At 37.3% G+C, this 22,065-nt stretch carries 19 protein-coding genes; 8 read left to right on the top strand and 11 right to left on the bottom strand.

Features of this window, described 5'->3' with window-relative positions; all coding sequences use genetic code 11:
- Entirely contained in the window at window positions 1-2,055 is a 2,055-nt protein-coding gene (locus tag F606_RS0108105; RefSeq protein WP_019553383.1) for a chemotaxis protein CheA, read from the bottom strand.
- Window positions 2,056-2,418, bottom strand: coding sequence for a response regulator (locus F606_RS0108110; protein ID WP_019553384.1), 363 nt, complete (start codon window positions 2,416-2,418; stop codon window positions 2,056-2,058). It lies immediately after the preceding gene.
- A 279-nt stretch (window positions 2,419-2,697) separates the two neighbouring features.
- Here F606_RS0108110 and F606_RS0108115 point away from each other — a divergent pair, with 279 nt between their 5' ends.
- Window positions 2,698-3,651 (top strand): aromatic acid exporter family protein, encoded by a 954-nt coding sequence (locus tag F606_RS0108115; RefSeq protein WP_019553385.1) that lies wholly within the window; start codon window positions 2,698-2,700, stop codon window positions 3,649-3,651.
- 147 nt (window positions 3,652-3,798) lie between these two features.
- Here the strand turns inward: F606_RS0108115 and F606_RS0108120 are convergent, their stop codons facing one another.
- The 5 genes from F606_RS0108120 to fdhD form a co-directional block, all read right to left on the bottom strand.
- Window positions 3,799-5,055: a dicarboxylate/amino acid:cation symporter gene (locus F606_RS0108120; protein WP_019553386.1), complete on the bottom strand. Its 1,257-nt coding sequence runs from the start codon at window positions 5,053-5,055 to the stop codon at window positions 3,799-3,801.
- Between the two features lie 388 nt (window positions 5,056-5,443).
- Entirely contained in the window at window positions 5,444-6,919 is a 1,476-nt protein-coding gene (locus F606_RS0108125) for an aldehyde dehydrogenase family protein (protein WP_019553387.1), read from the bottom strand.
- Window positions 6,920-7,093: 174 nt separating this feature from the next.
- A complete protein-coding gene (locus F606_RS0108130) occupies window positions 7,094-7,756 on the bottom strand; it encodes a hypothetical protein (protein WP_019553388.1) in 663 nt (220 codons plus the stop codon).
- 287 nt (window positions 7,757-8,043) lie between these two features.
- A complete protein-coding gene (locus F606_RS0108135) occupies window positions 8,044-8,544 on the bottom strand; it encodes a hypothetical protein (protein WP_019553389.1) in 501 nt (166 codons plus the stop codon).
- A gap of 83 nt (window positions 8,545-8,627) precedes the next feature.
- Window positions 8,628-9,431, bottom strand: coding sequence for a formate dehydrogenase accessory sulfurtransferase FdhD (gene fdhD / locus F606_RS0108140; protein WP_019553390.1), 804 nt, complete (start codon window positions 9,429-9,431; stop codon window positions 8,628-8,630).
- Between the two features lie 493 nt (window positions 9,432-9,924).
- On the opposite strand from fdhD, the gene fdnG reads away from it, so the two are divergent.
- The 4 genes from fdnG to F606_RS0108160 are packed head-to-tail and all read left to right on the top strand — an operon-like array spanning window position 9,925 to window position 15,342.
- Window positions 9,925-12,927 (top strand): formate dehydrogenase-N subunit alpha, encoded by a 3,003-nt coding sequence (fdnG, locus tag F606_RS0108145; RefSeq protein WP_019553391.1) that lies wholly within the window; start codon window positions 9,925-9,927, stop codon window positions 12,925-12,927.
- 13 nt (window positions 12,928-12,940) lie between these two features.
- Entirely contained in the window at window positions 12,941-13,795 is an 855-nt protein-coding gene (locus F606_RS22270; RefSeq protein WP_019553392.1) for a formate dehydrogenase accessory protein FdhE, read from the top strand.
- A gap of 49 nt (window positions 13,796-13,844) precedes the next feature.
- Window positions 13,845-14,654 carry a 4Fe-4S dicluster domain-containing protein gene (locus F606_RS0108155; protein WP_019553393.1) on the top strand — a complete coding sequence of 270 codons (810 nt, stop codon included), beginning with the start codon at window positions 13,845-13,847 and terminating at the stop codon, window positions 14,652-14,654.
- Window positions 14,644-15,342 carry a formate dehydrogenase subunit gamma gene (locus F606_RS0108160; RefSeq protein WP_019553394.1) on the top strand — a complete coding sequence of 233 codons (699 nt, stop codon included), beginning with the start codon at window positions 14,644-14,646 and terminating at the stop codon, window positions 15,340-15,342. Before F606_RS0108155 ends, F606_RS0108160 begins: the two co-directional genes overlap by 11 nt.
- A 65-nt stretch (window positions 15,343-15,407) precedes the next feature.
- Here the strand turns inward: F606_RS0108160 and F606_RS0108165 are convergent, their stop codons facing one another.
- On the bottom strand, window positions 15,408-15,650 hold the full coding sequence (locus F606_RS0108165; protein ID WP_019553395.1) for a hypothetical protein: 243 nt from the start codon (window positions 15,648-15,650) through the stop codon (window positions 15,408-15,410).
- A gap of 375 nt (window positions 15,651-16,025) precedes the next feature.
- Here F606_RS0108165 and F606_RS0108170 point away from each other — a divergent pair, with 375 nt between their 5' ends.
- The 3 genes from F606_RS0108170 (at window position 16,026) to F606_RS0108180 (ending at window position 18,418) form a co-directional block, all read left to right on the top strand.
- A complete protein-coding gene (locus F606_RS0108170; RefSeq protein ID WP_019553396.1) occupies window positions 16,026-16,253 on the top strand; it encodes a hypothetical protein in 228 nt (75 codons plus the stop codon).
- Between the two features lie 436 nt (window positions 16,254-16,689).
- A complete protein-coding gene (locus F606_RS0108175; protein ID WP_019553397.1) occupies window positions 16,690-17,286 on the top strand; it encodes a hypothetical protein in 597 nt (198 codons plus the stop codon).
- A 58-nt stretch (window positions 17,287-17,344) separates the two neighbouring features.
- Complete coding sequence (locus tag F606_RS0108180) at window positions 17,345-18,418, top strand: sugar diacid recognition domain-containing protein (RefSeq protein ID WP_019553398.1); 1,074 nt, start codon at window positions 17,345-17,347, stop codon at window positions 18,416-18,418.
- 77 nt (window positions 18,419-18,495) lie between these two features.
- Here the strand turns inward: F606_RS0108180 and F606_RS0108185 are convergent, their stop codons facing one another.
- From F606_RS0108185 to F606_RS0108195, 3 genes are all read right to left on the bottom strand, one after another.
- Entirely contained in the window at window positions 18,496-19,809 is a 1,314-nt protein-coding gene (locus F606_RS0108185) for a (Fe-S)-binding protein (protein WP_019553399.1), read from the bottom strand.
- A 1-nt stretch (window position 19,810) separates the two neighbouring features.
- Window positions 19,811-21,193 carry an FAD-binding oxidoreductase gene (locus F606_RS0108190; RefSeq protein WP_019553400.1) on the bottom strand — a complete coding sequence of 461 codons (1,383 nt, stop codon included), beginning with the start codon at window positions 21,191-21,193 and terminating at the stop codon, window positions 19,811-19,813.
- Between the two features lie 199 nt (window positions 21,194-21,392).
- On the bottom strand, window positions 21,393-22,049 hold the full coding sequence (locus F606_RS0108195; RefSeq protein ID WP_019553401.1) for a response regulator: 657 nt from the start codon (window positions 22,047-22,049) through the stop codon (window positions 21,393-21,395).
- Window positions 22,050-22,065: the final 16 nt, after the last annotated feature.

A 22,065-nucleotide genomic window follows, 5' to 3' on the forward strand; every position in this document is an offset into this window, starting at 1 on the left:
CTAAACACGATTTGCAATGCCCACTGCATCAAGGATCAAACTAATACTTCCATCGCCAAGCAAGGTACATCCTGTTATTCCCTGCGTTTTACTGATGTTTTTAATATAAGCTGGGATCGGCTTCACAACAATTTGCTGCTGTCCGATTAATTGATCGGCAAAAAGGCCAATTGTCGTTTTTTCGGTCTCAACCATGATCATAACTCCATCGTCAAAATCAGTTGCGGCGCCTGCTATATGGTAAAGCTGATGCAGCCGCACAATAGAATAACACTTTCCCCGTACCATAATCATTTCATTGCCATTCGGATCGACAAGAATATTATCCAGTGACGGTTTAAAAGATTCACGAATCGACATAATCGGAATCGTATACCGTGACTGTCCTACCTTTATGGTCATACCAGTAATAATTGCCAAAGTGAGCGGAATTTTCAAAGTAATCATACTGCCTTTTCCCGGTTCACTATTCACAATAATATTACCACCAACCGCATTGATGTTTTTCATAACAACATCCATACCGACGCCTCGACCAGAAAATTCTGTCACTTTTTCATTTGTAGAAAGACCTGGTGAAAAAATAAAAGAATAGATTTCTTTATCCGTAAAGTCACTTTCATTTTTATAGAGCAGCTGATTTTCTCGCGCCTTTTTCAGAATTTTCTCTTTGTTTAAACCTTGTCCATCATCTACAATATTGATAATAACTTCATTGCCGGCATTATTGGCTTCAAGGGTAATTTTTCCGACGGGGTTCTTACCTGCTTTCTCCCGTTCTTCTGGTAATTCGATTCCATGATCGAGCGAATTTCGAATCAAATGCATCAAAGGATCCGAAATATGTTCGATTACATTTTTATCCACTTCTGTTTCTTCACCAATTAAAACCAGTTCGGCTTGTTTATTAAGCTTCTTTGACATATCACGAACAATCCGATTCATTTTCTGGAACGTTCCACTAAGCGGTACCATCCGGATCGACATAACTCCGTCTTGCAGCTCATTACTGATTTTTTTGAGTTGACGTGCCGCCTTATAAAAATTATCCAAGTCCAATCCTTGCAAATCCGGGTTTTCCGTAACCATCGCTTCAGAAATAACGAGCTCACCAACCAGGTCCATTAAAATATCCAATTTTGTGACATTGACACTAATCATACTGGGATGACTTACTTCTCGCTCTTCCACTTTGGCTATACTTTTTTCTGGTAAGACTTTTTTCGGCAGCATTTCTTTTTTCGGCCAATAGCTGCATTCTGTGACATCCGTTAATTGTTCAAGCTCAAGTTCTTTTAAAAATATAGTTCGATTCAGTAAAACATTAATTTCATCATATTCTTTACTGGTGGTAAAGCATATGTTAAAGCCATTTTTACGAATTATATTGGCACTTTCATCATCTTCTAAAATATTATCCGGCAGATAATGCAGTTCACCAACAATACCTTTTACGTTATTAATCAAAGTGTACGCTCGAATATTTTCCATTTCGCAATGATCTTTATACGTAATCTTAGCTTGAAAAACATTCACCGGTTCATCTAAATCAATATAGGCACTGAGCTTTTGAGTTGACGCCTGAATTGGTTTTGGTTTGACCGGCAAAGTTATTTTTACTGGTTGTTCTCCATTTATTTGCTTTAACTGCAGCAAAAACGCACTGGTTGACTCAATCAAATCTGCAGCAATCGCATCTGTTTTTTCACCAGCTTCCATTTTATCAATTTCCGTCTTAATAAAATCAGCAGCATTTAAAACAAGATCGGTCAATATAGAACAATCCAGTTTTTCCGGTTTTTTTTCGCGTACATAAAAAAATATATCTTCAACGGCATGGGCCAGTGCGGTCACTTCCAAGGCTTCCATCATAGCTGAAGACCCTTTTATGGTATGCATGATCCGAAAAATATCATTGATTTCTTCTCCGCTGAAAGCACCATTTTTTTCACTTTGAATCGTAATTTGCTCCAATTGTTCTAAATTCTGATTCGTTTCAAAAATGAACATTTCCAACATAGAATCCACAGCATCATCAAGTCCCTTCGTATTCAATTATGATTCAATGATTTTACTCAATACTTCAATTAAATTTTCCTCCTTAATCGGCTTAACTAAAAAATAAACTGCTCCATTTAGTACCGCTTCTTTGACGAAATTTTCATGTCCCATTGCTGAAACCATTACGATGACAGCATTCGGATCAAATTTTTTAATTTCCTTCAATGTTTCTATACCATTCATCCCTGGCATTGTAATATCCATTGTCACAAAATCAGGTTGAAGTTCTTTATACTGCAAGATTGCCGTTGAACCATCTGGGGCTTCACCGACGACTTCATAACCATTTTTCTCCAACATGTTTTTCATTGCGAATCGAACAAAAGCTGCATCGTCCACTATCAATACTTTTTTCATAGGCTTCCCTCCAAACATTTCAATCCATACAAGATTCACGATCATTCGGAAAATACATTCATACTATTACACGACCATACTTTCATCATGTACTTGTGTAATTTGACAAATCTAGACGAACTCCTTTGGAAAAAAATTTCCAAATGAATTTGATTTTAAAAATCTAGCGAGTTACCATCAACACAATGCATCTACATCTGTTTTCAAAGATAGAACACAAAGTTGATTTGTTATAGATTTATGTTAAAATAAATTATCATATGCGAATGGAGGTAGTTTATGAATTTCATTGGCTATCGTACCCTAAAAACTGTCATTGGCGTAGTCATTTCAATTTATTTTGCTCAGACGCTGAATTTATCTTATGCTACAGCAGCTGGAATCATTACCATTCTTTGCCTGCAAAGTACCCGAAGACAATCATGGCAATTTGCCTCGAAAATGATTGCTGCATTTTTTTTAGCATTGCTGCTAGCAGTAATCTCATTTTTCTTGTTTGGTTTTGCTCCATGGGTCTTTGGGTTTTTCTTGCTGTTTTTTATTCCCCTATCAGCGAAGCTGCATATTCAGGAAGGGATCGTTGTTAGTTCTGTCCTTATTACACATATACTGATAGAAAACAACATTAGTATTGCTTTTATATTGAATCAATTATCCTTAATGGGAATTGGGATATCCATTGCACTATTTTTAAATTTATACATGCCAAGTTTTGAAAATGAAATTCGCAAAGAAAATATCTATATTGATCAACTGCTGCGTAAAATATTATTAGGCATGGCTGATTCATTACGTAATCGTTTCGTTTCAATCAAAGAAGAAGAGTTATTTCAGCAGTTGAAAGCTGAAATAAAAAAAGGACAAATCCTAACCAATAAAAATGTCGACAATCATTTTTCTTCTACGACCAATGTCTATGTGCAATATATGAATATCCGGCAGCAACAGGCAGCTTGTTTATTTAAAATGCGCAAACATTTTGTCCGATTATCCGTAACTTATAAACAAACCATTTTGATTGCCGCCTTTACAACACAAGTTGCTGAATCCATCCAAGTACATAAATCAGCTGAAAAAGAGTTTGAAAAGCTCACAAAACTTCGCAACAGCTTCACCGAAATGGATTTGCCAAAAGATCGACAAGAATTCGAAAACCGCAGCATCTTATATCAGTTTTTAAATGATATGGAAGAATTTTTAATGCTCGAACGAATCTTAAAATCCGATTCATAACACATAACAAAAAACAAAAAAACACGCTAAAAATCCATGATTGGATTTTTAGCGTGTTTTTTTGTTCTATAAAAATTTTTCTGCATTAAATATTTTATATGACAAACTAATAAGCTAGCTATAATTTTTTAATGCAACTTATATATATTAACTATTGAAATTCTTTTGATAAGCTTCGTTAAAACTTTCTTTGGTTAAATCTTTTTCCCAATGAGCAACTACAACAGTTGCTACACAGTTTCCAAAGACATTACAAAATGTACGAATCATATCTAAGATTCTATCTACACCAAGAACAATTGCTACGCCATCCGCTGGCAAACCAAATGCAGTTGCTGTAGCTGCCACAACGATGAACCCAGCTCCCGGAACACCAGCAATACCTTTCGTCGATAGCATCAACGTCAGCATCATGAGTAGCTGTTCACCTAAGGAAAGTTCAATTCCATAAATCTGCGCAATAAAAATAACGGTTAAAGAACTATATAATGTCGACCCATCTAAATTAAAAGAATATCCAGTCGGCATAACAAAAGTTACAATATTTTTCGGCACACCTAGTTGTTCTAATCGCTGCATCGCAATCGGCAAGGCGGCTTCACTGCTTGCAGTCGAAAAAGCCAGTAATAAGGCTTCTTTTACGCCTGTAACTACATGCAGGAAATTTATACCTGTAATAAACGATGCACAAGTAAGTAAAATAGCTAAAAAGATAATAGCAGCCCCAACAAGTGATAGAATTAATTTTCCGAGTGGAATCAGCATCGCAACACCAAAACTGCCTACTGTATAAGAAATCATTGCAAAAATACCGATAGGCGCTAATTTCATAACATAATGCGTTACTTTAAACATGGTTTCGGCAATACTGCGGCACATATTGACAATAGTTTCACCATCTTTACCAATATGAGCAACACCCACACCAAAAAAACAAGTAAAGAAAATTATTTGTAACATATCATTGCGTGCACAGGCATCAACAATATTCGTTGGGATAATATGTAAAAGGTATTCACCCATATCAATTGTTTTTTTTGCAGTTGCAGCTGCTTGCGCACTAGCATCTGCTGGAATCGGCATATCAACACCTATACCCGGCTGAACAAAATTTACTACAATCAAGCCGACAGCAAGGGCAACGGTAGTCGCTGCTTCAAACCAAATAATGGCTTTACCACCTAAACGACCTAGCTTTTTAAAATCTCCTGTTCCAGCAATCCCGATAACCAATGTACTGAAAATCAAAGGCACAACAATCATTTTGATCATCCGTACAAAAGCATCACCCAATGGTTTCATTTTGGCACCTATTTCAGGAAAGAAATAACCAAAGAGGGCACCAATAACTAAACCCAAAAGAATCTGTGTACTCAGACCCATTTTTTTCTTACTCTGTCCCATACTAAAAAATCCCCCTAACGACGTTTAAGCATTTTATGAATACTCAATACGAACTATACAAAGAAAAGCTATATTTATATCATCAGACGTCTTTCTTTGCTTTAAGCACAAAGAATATTGTATTATAGTCTTAATAAAAATACAATATACGCTTTTAATTTATACTGTATACATTGTACCGTATTCAAATAAAATAGTATAGATAAATTTTGGTTTATTCTGTCTATTTATATTCCATAACTTGCTTAAATTAGCGATCCGATAATTTTATTAAAATTATTTAATTCAAGTCATATAAATTAACTAAAAAAATATCGCAGCAGATGATAGTCTGGCTAGATCACCCACTACGATATTTTATACTAACGCTATTGTTTCGCCGCTAAACTTAATATAAGCCTAATGGTGCTTCACTTAAACTAATAAAAATATTTTTAGTCTGCGAATAATTCTTCAAAATCATTTTATGTGTTTCTCGGCCAATACCAGATTTCTTGTAGCCGCCAAATGGAGCATGAGCTGGCAGATTATTATAGTTATTAACCCACATACGCCCAGTTTCCACGCCTTGTGCCACACGAAAAGCCCGATTGATATCCTTAGTCCAAACACCACCGCCTAGACCAAACTCACTATCATTCGCCAGAGCAATGACTTCTTCTTCTGTATGGAATTTCAAGAAACATACAACTGGTCCAAAAATTTCTTCCTGTGCGACACGCATTGAATTCGTCACATCAGCCAAAATAGTTGGCTGCATAAATGCACCTTTTTCTAGTCCAGCTCCGCTAGCTCTGGCACCACCAGTCAAAATTCGAGCACCTTCTTTTTCGGCAATTTCAACATAACCAAGAATTTTATCTAATTGTTTCTGATTAACTTGGCTGCCCATCATCGTATCTTTTTCCCAAGGTAAACCAACTTTTACTGCCTCAAATTTTATTTTGACAGCTTCCATAAATTTATCATAGACCGTATCCTGAACATATACGCGTGATCCCGCACAGCAAACCTGCCCTTGATTAAACAAAATCCCCATACATACACCTTCGACTGCTTTGTCCCATGGCATATCATCAAAGAATATATTCGCCGATTTTCCACCAAGCTCCAAAGTAGCCGGAATTAATTTTTTCGCTGCTGCATCGGCCACATCATACCCCACTTCGGTTGATCCAGTAAATGCCAACTTTCTAATATCAGGATGCTGTAAAATATAATTACCTGCGGTTGAACCTTTACCGGTAATCACATTAATAACACCTGGCGGCAAAACTTGCTGCATTAATTTCGCCAATTCTAAAACACTTAAAGAAGTTTCACTCGAAGGCTTGATAACTAAACAATCACCTGCGGCAAGTGCTGGTGCTAACTTCCAGACTGCCATTACAAGCGGGAAATTCCAAGGGACAATCTGTCCGACGACACCAATAGGTTCATCCAAAATAATACTCAGCGTATCTTTATCGATTAAAGTTGCTGCGCCTTCTTCCGTTCGAATTGCGCTGGCAAAATAACGAAAATGATCACTTGCTAAAGGAACATCAATATTGCGTGTTTCACGAATCGGCTTCCCGTTATCCATTGTTTCAATCATCGCTAAACGGTCTGCATTTTCATCTACTAAATCGGCAATTTTTAACAAAAATGCTGCTCTTTCCGCTGGACTTGTCTTTTTCCAGCTGGAAAATGCTTTCCAGGCCGCTTTAACTGCTTTATCAACATCCTGCTTAGATGCTAAAGCACAGCTGGCTAATACTTCTCCAGTAGCTGGACAAACTGCCTCAAAAGTTTTTCCCCCCTCGGCTTCAACCCATTCGCCACCAATTAAAAGTTTATAAACTTTATCCAATGATTTTTCCATAGAAATTCCTCCTCGTATTATAAATTATATATATAAGTAAACAGCCAAAAATTTACATTTACTTATTCATCTAATTCATATTTTACCACTTTCCATGGAAATATCAATGATAATAATTATTAGTTCTAAATTACAATGAAAATCAAGAAGTTTATTCTATTTTCTATATTTTCTTTAGGCAGATAGATTCAAAATGGCTCCAGTCATCGGCTGACCGACATGCTTTTGCCAAATTTCTTTTGGCATTGCTAATAAAAAACGATCGGATTCATTGCGAATCTGTACAGTAGTATTGAGAATTTGATTTGAAACCCCCGTACGTCCAAGTAAAACATGTAGGATATGTCCATCTTTTAACAATGCAGATTGTACCTTTTCGGGATCAAGTAAAAGTTCACCATTCGCCGCTACTGTAATTCCTATAAACAAAAATGCACTATTATCATATTTTTTTGTTGAAAAAAAACGACTAAATACCACAATATCCGCTAAGACCAAACCATTTTCTTTAAAAAAAGAATGCATTGCATTATAGCCGCGAATAAATTCTTCCATATTATATACTACATTCTTGTAATTGTATAAGCGAAAATCTGTATGTTTTAAGTATTTACAGCTTACAATCAGTTGATTGATCAATGTATAAAATGTTGTATAGAAACGATTGGTGTCATCAAAAAAGCCCTTGATTCTTTTAATATTTTCCAGTTTGTTTTCTGAATTTTCATTTTTTAAAAATTCTTTCAGCTGAGCTGCCCCCATTTTCACAGTACTTGCATACATGCAAAATTGTTCGAGCTGTGTATATTGTTTGACTGACTGATATCGTTTATTCATACAAATCACCTTTTCTTGCTAAATTTAAAACTTTACCTATAGAAATATTCAATATTTTTCTATATATTCTATAATAACAAAGAGTTCTTTAATTTATTTTAGATTTAGCTTTGAATTTCTTTTGATTTGTCTTTAATTTACATTTATTATAAAAATTATTATTTCAAAATATAATGCCTTGTCACCACAAACAAAGGGGATACGAAAAGCAAAAGAGCTCTGCACTCTTGCTTTTCGTATCCCCTTTATGATTCCAATTCCATTATTTTTCTGTAAGATTTATTCGTTCATGCCTGCAGTGTTTTTTTGAACTCACGCAAAAATCCAATGGTACTTCCAGCATCCGAAAGAGTATGTGATACTTTTTCTGCATTATGAATCATTTTCGTCATAAATTCATCATAAGAAAATCCAGTTTTCTGTACATCTGTTTCGAGTGACTGATTTGTTCTAAGTGCATTAAGCCACAAAGTCGAAGAGTCATGTTGTATCTGTTTTTTTTGATCAGCTGATAGTTGATCCATTTTTGCAACCCATGTCCTTTTCACAGCAGCCGGTGCAGTAAAAGGAGGGAAAGCTAAAGATTTAACATGCTGTTTCTGCCACGACAGGGGAGTTTTAACTAAATCTACTCCCGCATGTTCGAGCTCATCATACATCATTTGATCATCTTCATTTAACATTTCCGTTGACGTAGTCTGAGCATCTTCCGTTTGGTTCTTTCCCACTGTTTTATTGCTGCTCTCATTATGCAAAGCAGTGTTAACAATCTTGACTTCCATACTCATATAAAATAAACATCTCCTCATTGCATTGAAAACTTATATCTAATTTATATTCTTCGAGAAGATTTTCCCTATACCTTTTTTTATTAAAAAACTACTCGCTCCGGATGTGTGTAGATATAAAAGGAATCATTTCGTACACGCCCAATAATTGTAATACCTAAATCTTTCGCTAACCCTAAAGCAAGCGTTGTCGGTACCGATTTTGCAATGACACATGGAAACCCCATTTTACTTACCTTAATCAAGATTTCTGATGAAATTCTTCCACTAAATACAATCATTTTATCGTCCATTGTAAGATTCTGCTCTAAACATTTACCATATAGTTTATCAAAGATATTATGCCTGCCTATATCTTCTGAATATACAATTAAATTGCCCCTTTCCACAACCGCCCCGCTATGCACGCCATACGTTTTGCTATGCGTTGCCGAGACTTCATCCAGTAACGTTGCCGCACATTTTAAGATATCCGCTGCCTGAAACCTAACCGCACTATCTATATAACGTGTCGTTTGATGGTCATTGGCAAAATAGAACCCAGCACGACCGCGACCGCAGCAAGTCGTTAAGCAACGCCGCAAATATCCATCCGTTGCTTTTCGTTCAACTAAATCGGCTTCCACATAAACCAGACCGTCTTCTTCATTGATTGTCAACTCTTTTATATCTTCAAGTTGTTGAATCATGCCCTCAGAAACTAAAAACCCAATGATCAAATATTTTTGATCAACCGGGGAACAAAGCATTGTTGTTGTTTCTTTACCATTTAAATAAACCGTTAATGGCATTTCTTCCGATATCCATTGATCCGTTTTCGTAAACAGCCCATTTTTAAATTGAGTTGCTTCATATTTCTGTATTGCTTCTATTTGTCCTTGTTCCATTTTTGCACTCCTTACTTTTAAAACCGATTCTTCATTATAGCATATAAATTTTACTAGAATAAAGAAACATCTTTATTGTTTTTCATTATGATATCATATGCATATAATGCTGCAATAATACTGTCAAAAGCCTAAAATTAGGTATTTTAAAAAATAATTTTAAAAAATATGACAAAAATCCCCCTTACGAAATTTCCAAAAACCCCCTTATCGCTTATGCTGTCTTACTGCAAAGGATAAAAACTTAAAAATTCCTATTAACTCTTCTTTGTTTTTCAAGGTTGATACAGATTGACATTTATATAGTCGCAACGTATATTATAGCTAGATTTTATTATTTGTTGTTTTTATCATTAACAATTTTTATCATTACGATAATCACAAATAATATATCATCCCTTTGGAGAGCTTTTCTGGTTGAATGATTTTACGTCTAAAATACTTCAACAGAGAAATTTACTCATATATATTTCAGTTATAAGGAGGCAATAAAATGTACATAAACAGAAGGGATTTTATTAAAACTGCTGGACTGACCGGCATCGGTTTTGTCTTTGCAGATTTTGGTTTTGATATCCCTAAAGTAAAAGCTGCGACAGAAGATTTCAAATTGACCAAAGCCAAAGAATTTACATCTGTTTGCCATTTCTGTGCATGTGGATGCGGTGTAATCGGACATGTTCGGGATGGTAAACTCATTAACCTAGAAGGTGCAACCGATCACATTGTGAACGAAGGCAGCCTTTGCAGTAAAGGTGTTGGCTATGCAGCAATTCCAAATTCAGATCAAAGACCAAAAAAGCCTTTATATCGTGCACCAGGCAGCGATCACTGGGAAGAAATCAGTTGGGATGAAGCGATTGAACGTTCAGCCAAAAGCTTGAAAAAAGCCCGTGATGAAAACTGGACTGAAAAAGAAACAATAGATGGTAAGGAATACAAAGTAAATCGAACGGATGCTATTGGCTTTATTGGGGGCTCGCAGGTAAATAATGAAGAATGTTATTTATTGGTGAAAATGGCTCGTGCGTTAGGTATTGCCTTTATTGATAACCAAACACGTGTATGTCACAGTGCAACACCACCAGCTTTAAATGCCGGATTTGGACGCGGTGCCATGACCAACAGTTGGACGGATTTACGCAATACGCAGCTCGTTTTGATTGAAGGCAGTAATATTGCCGAATGCCACCCCATGGGCATGAAAGGTATTATGATGGCTAAAGAACGTGGTGCCAAAATCATCCATGTTGATACACGATTCACACGGACTTCAAAAATTGCCGATCTTCATGTTCAAGTGCGTCCTGGCACGGATATTGCATTTTTGGGATCAATCATCAATTACATCATGGAAAATAAATTCTATAATGAAGAATTTATGCTTACGCATACAAATGCATACCATTTAATTAACAAAGATTTCAAATTTGATGATGGTATTTTCTCCGGTTTTAATGGGAAAAATCATAGTTATGAAAGAAAAACCTGGGGTTATCAAGTCGATGCTGCTGGTAAACCACTCAAAACAACAGATTTGAATCATCCTGACAGTGTATTTAGCAAATTAAAGGAATTCTACAAACGTTATACCTTTGAAATGGCTTCTAATATATCCGGTGCACCGGCAGAGAAAATCAAAGAAGTTGCTGACATGCTCGTGAAATACCAGCCTGGTGTAATCATGTATGCTCTTGGTATGACGCAGCATACGGTTGGCGTACAAAATATTCGTTGCTTTACGATCGTACAGCTCTTAATGGGAAACATCGGTCGTTCCGGTGCAGGGGTTGATGCAATGCGTGGTCAACCAAACGTTCAAGGCTCAACAGATTTTGGTATCATGTATCAATATTTCCCGGGTTATCTTTCTTATCCAACCCACAAAACAGCTACACTGGAAGAATGGACTAAAGATAACGGCACAGTTGGTAGGAAATCATTGGTCAATCTCTTAAAAGCATGGCTCGGTGAAAATGCCACGAAAGAAAACAATTTCGGCTTTGATCTTTTATCAAAACGAAACGGATATCATAATGATTCTCTGTATGTTTCTTTTGAAAAAGCCGTTGAAGGTATCGTTAAATGCATGTATATCACGGGTCAAAATCCACAAGTTACCAATGCGAATTTATCCATTGTTGATAAAGGTTTAGCAAATTTGGATTCATTGATTGTCCAAGATATCTTCGTTACAGAAACAGCTGCTTTCTGGCAAAGACCTGGCTGTGATGCTTCCAAAATCAAAACAGAGGTTATCTTCCTGCCAGCTGCTTCTTATCTGGAACGTGAAGGTACACTTATCAATTCGAGCCGCATGATTCAGTGGCGTTATGCCGGTCCGAATCCACCTGGCGATGCAAAACCCGATATTGAAATATGCAATCATTTATTTAAGAAAATTCGTGAACTCTATAAAGATTCAACACAAGAAAAAGATCAGATCATCCAAAAATGGACTTGGAATTATCCTGAAAAAGATACGGCTGAAACCGTTTTAAAAGAAATAAATGGCTATGATTTAAAAACCGGTAAACTTTTAAACAAAATCGGTGAGATGAAAGATGATGGCTCTACCAGTGCCGGACTTTGGCTATATGCCGGTGTATTTGGTAATGGTATCAACAAATCGAAACGTCGTGGCGGAACCGATCCGAGTAAGTTAGGAATCTTCCCAGAATTCGCCTATACGTGGCCAGATAATATGAGAATCCTCTATAACCGTGCCTCTTGTGATAAGAACGGTAAACCATATGATGAAAAACGCAAATTAGTATGGTGGGATGAATCTGCTAAAAAATGGGATGGCTATGATGTGCCAGATGTACCCAATATTCTTGATGGACCTTCTACACCAAATGGACAAAAACCATTTAGAATGGCGAGTGAAGGGGTCGGTCGTTTATTTGCTGCTGAGCATAAAGATTTGGACGCTACCATGCAGACACGAGATCATTCCTACACACCAGTTGATGGTCCAATTCCTGAGTTCTATGAACCAATCGAAAGTCCGACCGAAAATGCATTGCATGCAAAAGTAAAAAATAACCCATGCGTTATCTATCCGCGTGTTCCTGAGCTCCAAAAGATCGGTACAAAAGAAGAATTCCCTTATGTTCTCTGTACGTCTGGTATTGCAGAACATTGGTGCAGCGGTGCTGTGACAAGAAATGTACCATGGCTCAACGAACTCGTAAAAGAACCCTTCATTGAAATTCCGGTTAAACTTGCCGCACAACTCTCAATAAAAAGCGGCACTGATGTCAAAGTCCGTTCAACCCGCGGTGAAATAAAAGTAAAAGCAATGGTCACAGACCGTGCGAAACCACTTATGATAAACGGTGTAGAAACTTTCATGGTCTGGATGCCATATGGCTGGGGCTTTAAAGGCTTGAGCAAAGGTCCAAGCACAAATTATATCACGATTGATGCGCTGGACCCGAATGTGCAAATTCAGGAATTTAAAGCTTGTCTCGTTGATGTCAAGAAAGCATAATAAGGTGAATAAAATGACCAACAATAAATACGAACTTACCAAACAATGGTTAGAAAAGCACACTTTCTTAAAAGATATTGGTGAAATGAATCTTTCCATTATTCAAATTCTGGAAAAAATTGAAATTGAACCGCTCCAGCTACCGGATTTGGACTTGTACAAAGAAACGTTCGGTAAAGGGATTCCTGTTTTGCAAAATGAAGAATTGCAAAAAGCTTTAGTTAACCCAGTCGAACAAGTACTTCTGACATTAACTAAAGTTCTGAGCGAAACACAAGTTCCTGCAGCCTTTCAAAAAAGCTGCAAAGCGGTGCAGTTTTATGCTGAAAACAACAGTATTGCCGAAATTCTTGGTTATGTACTGCGTCAAGAAACAAATCAAGTCCATACTTTTTGCGAAAAAAATTCATTGGACGAAAAATTCACCAATTTTAGTATATGGCTTTCTATAAGTCATGTAATATCACAAAATGCCCTTCCTATTAAACTCTGGGTTGAAGGAAAAGGCTGGGAAAGAAATTACTGTCCAGTTTGTGGATCATTGCCGGTCTTAGCACAGTTAAAACAGGCGAATGATGGGCACCAGCGCCATCTCATTTGTGGCAGTTGTCACAGTAGCTGGACTTACAAACGCATTGGCTGCGCTTATTGCGGCAACGAAGAGTTAAACCAGCTGCGCTTATATGAAACAGCTGCCGAACCTGATATGCGAATTGATGTATGTGAAGATTGTCATACCTATATCAAAACGTATATCAAAGAAGGCCAAGAGGCTATTTATTTAGCAGACTGGGCAACCCTTCATCTCGATCTCTTAGCTGAAAAAGAAGGTTTCAGCAAAAAAGGAAGTTCTTTATTAATAAATTAATGAAACTATATTCTTTTAAGAATTGGTTCTAACTAGAGGAGTGATATCCATGGCAACAGAAATGGCAATGCTGCATGATGTTTCCAGATGTACCGGCTGTCGTGCCTGTATGGTAGCTTGCAAACAATGGAAAGATCTGCCTGCTGAAAGCACGCCTTTCGATGGCAATTTCCAATCCCATAAAGGATTAAGTCCTAAAACATACAATCTAATAAAAATGACGGAACGGACTGAAAATGATACGTTTCATTGGGATTTTATCAAATTTCAATGTATGCATTGTGCCCATCCAGCCTGTGCAAAGGGTTGTCCCCAAAATGCTTTACGTAAAACCGAAAGCGGTGCTGTCGTGTTAGATAAAGAAAAGTGCATTGGCTGTGGTTACTGCGCTGATAACTGTCCATTTGATGTACCAAAAGTCGATGAGCAAACACATAAATCCACAAAATGCGATTTATGTGCTGACCGTATTGAAAATGGAATGACACCAGCTTGTGCGCAAACTTGCACCGCCAGAGCGATCGATTTTGGAAAAAAAGATGATATGATAACCCTTGCCCATTCCCGTTTAAATGACATCAAAGGATCATTCCCCAATGCGCAGCTTTACGGCGTTGATAAGAATGGCGTAGGTGGAACACACATGATGTATATTTTAACAGACAGCCCAGCTATATACGGTTTACCTGCAGACCCAAAAACAAACGATGCTATCGATCTTTGGAAAGATATCATTCGCCCAGCTGGTCAGTTAATGGGTGTTGGTGCTATTGTCGGTGCAGCTGGTGCTTATGCTTTAACAAAAGCAATTGCTAAAAAACACAAAAATGAAAAAGGAGGGAAATCGGATGCTGATTGATCATAAATACGTCCACCGCCATGAAAAAGGATTTATTATCTGCCATTGGCTTAATGCACTGGCATTTATTATGCTGTACTTAACTGCATTGCCTCTTTATAGTGAGTATTTTCACTTTTTCTATACAATCTTGAGTCCGTATACCTTCCAGATACTGCACCGCACATTTGCTGTGCTCTTTATCGTAACACCAATATTATCACTTTTTCTTGCACCAAAAAGTATGAAGCACTGGGCAAAACAAATTATTGATGTCGGTATTGATGATATTAAATTTTTCATTTATTTCCCACTAGAAGCTCTTGGTTTACATCCAAACGGAATGCCAAAACAAGGTTTCTATAATGCAGGAGAAAAATTAAATTCTGTCCTGCAAATATTCGCTTGGATCGTGCTTGTTGTTTCTGGACTTGCACTATGGTTTGGCGGAGCTTCTTTAGCAAAAGAAACTATGTACTGGATGATTCCAATACATAGTGCGGCCGCTGGATTAGCATTTGTTGGATTTATTGGACATTTTTATTTGGCGATGTTTGCTAATCCCGATTCCATGCGCGGGATGAAAGCCGGTAATATCCATATACGCTATGCGAAAGCACATCACGAAGCTTGGTACGAAGAACTTATTGCCCGTGGTAAAATTTCCCGTGAAGAAGCTGAAAAAGCAATTAAAGAAAATAACGCATAATTGCTAAAGCAAAAAGGGGCAGTACAAGTAGATGGAATCTACTTGTACTGCCCCTTACTTCTTACTCAATCTCCATTAATACTATCAAGATTATAATCATCTGTAGAATTCAAAATTGCTTGATGAACGTCATCTACATACAAATCATGATTTCTCTCTACAGTATTCAGCCCATGAGCATACGTTGCATTGGCAAAAGTTGGCTGAGTTCCGATCCCAGCGGTCATGGCAACAGCTAAACAAACTGCCAGCCCTACTATTTTAGTCTTTATCCCAATATGAAAACTGACGTCGTTAATGTTTATCATACTATTACCTCCTACTATTTTGATTTTGGCACCCTTTTTCTTTAAAATACACTAGAGTTTAAGATACATCTAATAATCCCCTGCAAAAATATTATGCAAGCATAAATCATGCTGGATGAATCCCTACTAATAGTATATCAATACTATATTTATTGCACCAGTTAATAAAACCCTAAACCGTCTTATATTCCCAGAGATTATGCTTTTTTGCAAAAAATTTTTACCCTATTGCTTTATGTGTTGCATAATATCGCGAACCAACTTTATATAAAATAAAATTAAAATCAAAGACAAATCAAATGGACTTCTAATAATAAAGCTTTATATTATGTTTAGAGAAAATTTTACAAATCAAAATGTAAGGAGGACTCTCTTATGAAAAATCCAACAAAAAAAATTATTTCACTTGCTCTTTGCAGCTTAATGATAGCTGGTATTTCCGGTGGTGTTTCGGAAGCTCATTATCGAGATGATGGACCACGATATGAACATCATCGTCATCATCACTATGAAGCTCCATCCGAAGGTCACTCTGAAGGTGAAGTTATTACTGCCGGCATCGTAGGAACCGTCCTCGGCGTTATTATTGCAAATAATACCTAAAAAAATGGCCGCTGTCTAAATAGTTATTCAACTATTTAGACAGCGGCCATTTTAATTCATTTAAATGACATTTTCCCAAACAAAATATTCGGTCTAAACTCATATTTTATTTTCAATCTTCTATAAACAGCTAAAAGACAAATTTACATATCACAAAGTTGTCATAAAGTTGTCACAATCATAGTATAGAATAAGCATTAGAATCATTGATGTTTAGAGTCATTGGTGATTTGAGTTTTTTCATAAAAGTCCTAAAAAGAATCGCACTGGCTTGCTGGTCCATGCGATTCTTTTTTATTTACAGGATCTTCTAATACATGCTATAATTAAATAATATATTTTTCTAAGCAAAAGACTGTATCAGCACCATCTGATGCGGTCTTTTTTATAAACACAGGGTTTAAAAATGTATTATACGATAAGGAGCATATCATTCATGAAACATAAATTTTTTTATACTGGAGTTGTATTAGCACTTGTCCTATTTTCAAGTGTTGCATCTGCCATGAAACTGCCACCAAACTGGCAATTTGCTTATAAAGATAACGGTGCTATTTTTTATTTTGACACAAATACGCTGCATACCATTGAAACAACACACATCGATGACGATCCCGCTGATGACGATGCTACAAATACTACGGATACTACGGATACTACGGATACTACGGGTACTACAGCTGCTACAGCTTCTATCGCCGCCATTACCATGGTTGATACTGCCACAGATGAGGATGATAATATAATTGGTGTCAAAATGAAGACTGTATTATCATCAACATTGCTGCAAGAATTAATTGATGCCTATAAAAATCAATACGATACTACTAGCTGGTTCAGAATTAACTATTGCACTTCCTATAACATTTACAATCGAACAGATAAAACCCTGCTAACAAAAAACGTGCGTTTTTTTGATGCCAATAATAATCTAATGCTTACAATCAATAAAGAAACTAAAAGTACCGTTAGCAGCAATTCTGTCCAAAGCAAAATATATGACAACATATTTAACTGGATGGATGAAAATTAAAAGTCGTTCGTAATTTATACTTTGTAGAATCAAATTTATTGGGAGGAATAATACGAGAATGAACACACAACCTCTAGACCCTAAATTCGCCCAATCCCTTGTAGACATTATTGCAGCAGAATTAAATAAAAATGTCAATATTGTCGATAAAAAGGGCATCATTATCGCTTCGTTAAGCAAGGAACGAATTGGACAGCGTCATGAAGCAAGTACTATAATGCTAAATTCAGGACAAGCTCATGAGTTTTCTGTCACAGAACATGATCAGCAACATTTTTCCGGCGTACGCACCGGATTTAACGTCCCAATTTGGCTTGAAAGTGAATGTGTCGGCTTGATTGGTGTTACTGGAAATTCTGAAGAATCTGCGTCTTACGCTCGTTTAGCCGCCCATTTTGTTGAAGCTGCACTTAATGCCAATCTCCGTCAAGAAAAACTAGTGAACGCACTGCAAGAAAAACAAGCCCTCCATCAGCACTATATAAAAAAAATTATTAATATTCAAGAAGAAGAACGGCGAAAAATTTCCCGTGAACTTCATGATGAAACGAGCCAGGCCTTAACATCTATTATCGTTGGTCTCAGAGTCCTGGCAGAAACAACGCCGGCTAAAAAAGCCGAATTATTACAAATGCGCGATTTGGCAGTCAATACGCTTGATGCGGTTCACCGCCTGGCAGTACAGCTTCGTCCGGTAGTCCTTGATGATTTGGGTTTAGTGAGTGCCACACAAAAATATATCGAGGATTATTCCAAAAAATATAAGATCAAAGTAACCGCGAAAATTGACCCTCAGTTATTGCGGCAACGGTTTTCTCCCGAATTAGAAATCAATCTCTATCGCATTTTACAAGAAGCCCTAACTAATATTATTAAGCATGCCGAGGCAACAGAAGTTCAGGTCAGTTTAGTAAAGAAAACCTCTGTATTATCCTTTACAATTTTTGATAATGGCATCGGCTTTCATAGCCAAAAGGTTTACAAGCATCGCAATCATGCCTGCCTTGGCTTGTATGGAATGAAAGAACGTATTGCGGGATTAGATGGCGATTTTTCCATTCACTCCACGATAAATCACGGAACCTGCCTCAAAATAGAAGTTCCAATAAACCGTAAACCACTTACGTTATAAACGAGTTTGTCCATATTATACCAAAAGAACGGTATCTGATGATTACAGATACCGTTCTTTTGGTATAATATGGATATTTAGATTTCTCCCGCCTGATACGATTGATCCAAAAGTTGAATAACATGTACAGCCTCTATATATACTTTATTTTGTTCCAATCCATCAGCCAGATGCATCCGACAAGTACCACAGCTTGTTGCCACAATTTCTGCCGAAGATTCTTTAATGTTTTTAATCTTTCTATCATTAATTTTACGTGATAATGGATAATTTGCCACACTAAACGAACCGCCCGATCCACAACAGCGATCAGCATCTTTCATTTCCACGAAGGTAAGTCCTGGAATAGCCTGCAGAATTTCTCGCGGCTGTTTTGTCACTTTAATCCCCCTTGCCATATGGCAAGGATCATGCATGGTAACCGTTTGCAAAATTTGTCCCAAATCATCTCGACGAAATGGAACAATGTCAACTAAAAATTCGCTAATTTCATAAGTCTTTTCTGCCAACACCTTTGCCCGTTTATACATGACTGGATCATCTTGAAACATGTGGAGATATTCTATTTTCAAAGCTTCTGCACAAGATCCGCACGCTGCGATAACATAATCAACATCATAACTTTCAAAAACATTAATAATATGTCTTGCAAAACTCTTTGCCAGTTCTTTATCGCCTGAAACATATACCGGTGTACCGCAACAGTGCTGTGCTGACGGTATCACAACCTCAATATCATTATGATTTAGCACATGGATTACGGCATCTCCTACATCCGTGTAAATATAATTAATCATACAACCTGTAAAAAAGCCAACCTTATGCCTAGCATTCGCGACCTTTACTACCTCTGGATACCGACTTCGTAAAGGAACTGAAGCAAACGGTGCTGTAATTCTTTTTTTATCAATACCCGGCATAGGAAACCTGGCAACAGCAGCCATTTTTCTTGGAAGTCGCTTAAAACTCAAAGGACCAAATAGACCAGCTGCTTTTAATGCAATATCAAACAGTTTGCGATTTGACAGCAATTTGAATACTAGTTTTTTTACAGGATGAAGTCCGCGTGCCTTTACGACAGCTTGACGTCCACGAATAATCAACTCGTCAGCCTTCACTCCACATGGGCAGTTAGCCGCGCAGGCCTTACAGCATAAACATTTTGACAAAATATGGTCAAGATCTGCTGAAATTTCATTTTCACCACTTAATATTCCTTCAATGAGTGATAATTTTCCTCTGGCTACAGATGCTTCATTTTTAGTTTCTTTGTAAATTGGGCACACCGCCATGCAATTACCACATTTCATACACTTTGCCAAGGCATCACGGATATCAGCAAGCAGCCGTTGATCTTTATTTTGTATCTCTTTTATTGCAACATAGTCCATTCTAACACTCACCCACTAATTTACCAGGATTCAAAATAAGATTAGGATCGAGTGCTCGTTTAATAGATTTCATGGCATCCATAACTTTACTGCCATGTTGTTGCTCCATCCATGGCAATTTTCCCAAGCCAATTCCATGTTCACCACTCAATGTACCACCTAGTTTAATGGCTGACAAAAATATTTCATTCATTGCTTTTTTAACAGATTCCATTTCTTTTAAATCACGACTATCGCAAACAATCGTCGGGTGCATATTGCCGTCTCCAGCATGCCCAAACGTACCAATTGTTACGTTAAATTCTTTTGCTATTCTACTAACTTCGCGCAAAAATTCAGGCACCTTACTTCTCGGAACAGTCGCATCTTCCACATAAGTAGTTGGTCTTAGTTTCGCTAGTGCAGGCAGTGCTGCCCGGCGTGCTGCCCACAGTTTATCTCTTTCTGCGTCATTTTGTGCCACTTGAATAGCATCCGCATGATTGGTTTTCAGTACACGCAAAACTTCATTGGCTTCTTTTGCCACCACTTCAGGCATACCATCGACTTCAATTAATAATACCGCCTCAGCGTCTAGTGGTAACCCAACATGGGCATAATCTTCTACCGTACGAATCGTAGCATTATCCATAATTTCCAACGTAGCTGGCGTAATCTTAGCCGCAATAATTCCCGCTACCGTTTTTCCAGCATTATCTAAATTTTTAAATACTGCCATAATGCTTTTTTTACATTCCGGTGCTGGTACTAATTTCAAAGTTGCTTGCGTGATAACGCCTAACGTACCTTCCGAACCAGTAAACAATTTTGTCAGATCATAGCCAGAAACATCTTTAACATTTCGCCCTCCCGTATGCAAGATATCTCCATTCGCCAAGACAACTTCCAGCCCCATAACATAATGCTTAGAAACTCCATATTTCAACCCCCGTAGACCACCCGCATTTTCAGCAATCGTACCGCCAAGTGTCGCTGTAGCAACTGTACCTGGATCTGGTGGATAAATCAATCCATGCTTAGCTGCTAGATTATTCAGATCAGCTACAATTACCCCCGGTTCTGTTACCACTACAAGATTTTCCAAATCGACATCGATAATGTGGTCAAAACGATTCATCAGCAACACGATTCCACCTTTTAATGGTACACAGCCCGCACTCAAATTAGTCCCTGATCCCCGCGGGTAAACAGGAATTTCATGCTGATTAGCAAGCTTCAATATAGCAGATACCTGTTGAACATTCTCTGGAATTATAACAGCCTCTGGCAAATGTGAATATCCAGGTGTAGCATCATAGGAATAACAAAATAAGTCTTCCTGCCCCGTAAGGACATTCTCTGCTCCAACAATTTTCTGGAATTCCTGCATATATAATGTTTGCATAATTTATGCTCCTTATATAAAATCTATAGTCTCATTTTTACACGAATTTGCAAACTCGTAAATCCGGTATACCCTGTAAAAAAGTGTAAGGATTTGTCTTATTCAACCTGTAGGATAATTCCTTACAAAGAAACTATTAAACATAAAACAACGCTCATCCATGTATTTCATCAATGAGCGTTGTTTTATGTTTAACTGCCTAGGTTCCCATCATTTTATATTTAATCGCGTAATTTACCAGCTCCGATTTTTTACGAATACTTAATTTTTTCATAATTCGGGAACGATACGTGTCAACGGTTTTGGGACTTATAAAAAGTTTTTCCGCAATTTCCGTGTTGGTATACCCCTGTGCTAAAGAACGCAAAACTTCCCGTTCGCGACCACTTAACATCGTATAAGGGTCCTTGGTATCACACTCTTTATTTGGTTTTTTAAGCAGTGTCTCAATAAGTTTTTGTGAGATGCTTTCGTTTAGATATTTTTTCCCGTCAGAAATTCTTTTAATAGCTTCCATCAGCTCCGTATCTGCTGAACGTTTTAACACATATCCATTTGCTCCAGAACTCATGACCTCTTTAACAAATTCATCATCATCATACATCGTTAAAACTAGAATTGAACATGCCAAATTTTGAGAACGAAGCTCCTTAATACATTCAAACCCATTCATGTCCGGCATTGATAAATCTAAAATCAGTACATCTGGATCCAGCTTACTAACAAGGCTAACCGCTTCAATACCAGTTCCTGCCTCTCCAATGACTTCAAATTCTGAATAGCAATGCAATAAGGCCTTCAATCCGGCTCGTAGTACGGCATGGTCATCAGCAATGATAATACGAATTTTTTTCATACTTCACCTGCTTTCC

It is taken from the genome of Propionispira raffinosivorans DSM 20765, assembly GCF_000381065.1.
Lineage (GTDB): Bacteria > Bacillota > Negativicutes > Selenomonadales > Selenomonadaceae > Propionispira > Propionispira raffinosivorans.

Excerpts from the sequence above, each read along its gene's own strand:
- F606_RS0108110 (WP_019553384.1), bottom strand. The coding sequence starts at position 2,418 with ATGAAAAAAGTATTGATAGTGGACGATGCAGCTTTTGTTCGATTCGCA.
- F606_RS0108115 (WP_019553385.1), top strand. The coding sequence starts at position 2,698 with ATGAATTTCATTGGCTATCGTACCCTAAAAACTGTCATTGGCGTAGTC.
- F606_RS0108120 (WP_019553386.1), bottom strand. The coding sequence starts at position 5,055 with ATGGGACAGAGTAAGAAAAAAATGGGTCTGAGTACACAGATTCTTTTG.
- F606_RS0108125 (WP_019553387.1), bottom strand. The coding sequence starts at position 6,919 with ATGGAAAAATCATTGGATAAAGTTTATAAACTTTTAATTGGTGGCGAA.
- F606_RS0108130 (WP_019553388.1), bottom strand. The coding sequence starts at position 7,756 with ATGAATAAACGATATCAGTCAGTCAAACAATATACACAGCTCGAACAA.
- F606_RS0108135 (WP_019553389.1), bottom strand. The coding sequence starts at position 8,544 with ATGAGTATGGAAGTCAAGATTGTTAACACTGCTTTGCATAATGAGAGC.
- fdhD (WP_019553390.1), bottom strand. The coding sequence starts at position 9,431 with ATGGAACAAGGACAAATAGAAGCAATACAGAAATATGAAGCAACTCAA.
- fdnG (WP_019553391.1), top strand. The coding sequence starts at position 9,925 with ATGTACATAAACAGAAGGGATTTTATTAAAACTGCTGGACTGACCGGC.
- F606_RS22270 (WP_019553392.1), top strand. The coding sequence starts at position 12,941 with ATGACCAACAATAAATACGAACTTACCAAACAATGGTTAGAAAAGCAC.
- F606_RS0108155 (WP_019553393.1), top strand. The coding sequence starts at position 13,845 with ATGGCAACAGAAATGGCAATGCTGCATGATGTTTCCAGATGTACCGGC.
- F606_RS0108160 (WP_019553394.1), top strand. The coding sequence starts at position 14,644 with ATGCTGATTGATCATAAATACGTCCACCGCCATGAAAAAGGATTTATT.
- F606_RS0108165 (WP_019553395.1), bottom strand. The coding sequence starts at position 15,650 with ATGATAAACATTAACGACGTCAGTTTTCATATTGGGATAAAGACTAAA.
- F606_RS0108170 (WP_019553396.1), top strand. The coding sequence starts at position 16,026 with ATGAAAAATCCAACAAAAAAAATTATTTCACTTGCTCTTTGCAGCTTA.
- F606_RS0108175 (WP_019553397.1), top strand. The coding sequence starts at position 16,690 with ATGAAACATAAATTTTTTTATACTGGAGTTGTATTAGCACTTGTCCTA.
- F606_RS0108180 (WP_019553398.1), top strand. The coding sequence starts at position 17,345 with ATGAACACACAACCTCTAGACCCTAAATTCGCCCAATCCCTTGTAGAC.
- F606_RS0108185 (WP_019553399.1), bottom strand. The coding sequence starts at position 19,809 with ATGGACTATGTTGCAATAAAAGAGATACAAAATAAAGATCAACGGCTG.
- F606_RS0108190 (WP_019553400.1), bottom strand. The coding sequence starts at position 21,193 with ATGCAAACATTATATATGCAGGAATTCCAGAAAATTGTTGGAGCAGAG.
- F606_RS0108195 (WP_019553401.1), bottom strand. The coding sequence starts at position 22,049 with ATGAAAAAAATTCGTATTATCATTGCTGATGACCATGCCGTACTACGA.